The following is a 1,161-nucleotide window of genomic DNA, read 5'->3' on the forward strand; positions in this document are numbered from 1 at the left end:
ACCCACCCGCCTGCGCATACCTCATCCCTACGGCATACCGCAGGGATCATGGACAGTCAGTAGCCCTGAAGACACTGTCAGTTCAACCTGAGTACAACCCGCGCCCACACGTACTCCTGCTCAAATCCCGGACAGGAACCCAGACCTCGCGTCGGGGCGCCCTCGGGCTGGTCTACACACCGACCTGGCCGCGGCCCTACGTGTCCAGGTCGCTTCTCTCGCGACGCAACTCCGTTGGTACGCCGCTGTACCTGACACATCTGTCGCAGTACCTCACACCCGGGCGGGTTCTTTCGTTCGGGCGGTGGGCAGGTTCGGAGCCAGCGCGCGGTGGGCGTGCCCTCGGCATGACGACACCCACCCGGCGCCACCGCCGTCGCCGGCGCAGCAGGCCACTACCGGTGTCCGGGTAGGTGTGACGGGGCTGCGGCGGTCTCTTGTTGCGGTTGGCTAACGCTTCATGAGCAGGCAAATGGGGTGTTTGTGCACTTCAGGGGATTTGGCGAGGGGAGTTGTCCCAGTTTCGCCGGATTGACCGTCAGCGGGTGGGGTCGGAGCGGCGGTAAAGCCGGCGACGGTGTCGGTGTGATCCAGTAGCGTGCGCATTCCGCGAACGTGCTTATCTGATTTTTATGTGAGGAATCCCGTGAACCTGGACTTCAGCGCCCAGCCGCTCTTCTCCTGGTACGTGGTGCTGCTGTTCGTCAGCGGTGTCGCGATGCTCGCCATCGCCGTCGCCAACGTCGCCGGTCTGAGCACCGGTTGGCGGGTCTTCAACGCGGTCTTCGGTGTCGGGTTCGTCGGGTACGGGATCTACCTCGGCTTCATCTTCGAGGGCGGCAGCTACATCATCTTCTTCAAGGCGTTCATCCTGCCGGTCGTGATGATCGTCAACTTCTTCCGCTCGCTGTCCGCGAAGCGGGCCGCCACCGCCCGGGCGAAGCTGGCCGGCCAGCGGGCCTTCGCCCGCCCGACCATGGAGCCGCAGGCCCAGCCGCAGGCCCAGCCGCAGGACGAGGCCGCAGCCCAGCAGGTCTGACGACAGCCCGGCGGGGGGGGGGGGGGGAAAGGGAGCGACGAGGGGGGGGGGGGGGCGGCGGGGGAGGGGGGGGGTTGGGGGAGGAAAAGAAGAGAGACGAAAGGGAAGAGAAAAACGATACC

Annotated in this window: 1 protein-coding gene; it reads left to right on the forward strand. The window is 65.9% G+C overall.

The genetic code is table 11. From position 1 onward, the window contains the following. Positions 1–634: 634 nt before the first annotated feature. A complete protein-coding gene (locus ACZ38L_RS39370; RefSeq protein ID WP_465702943.1) occupies positions 635–1,039 on the forward strand; it encodes a hypothetical protein in 405 nt (134 codons plus the stop codon). Positions 1,040–1,161: the final 122 nt, after the last annotated feature.

Source organism: Kitasatospora sp. NPDC024654, from assembly GCF_055559155.1.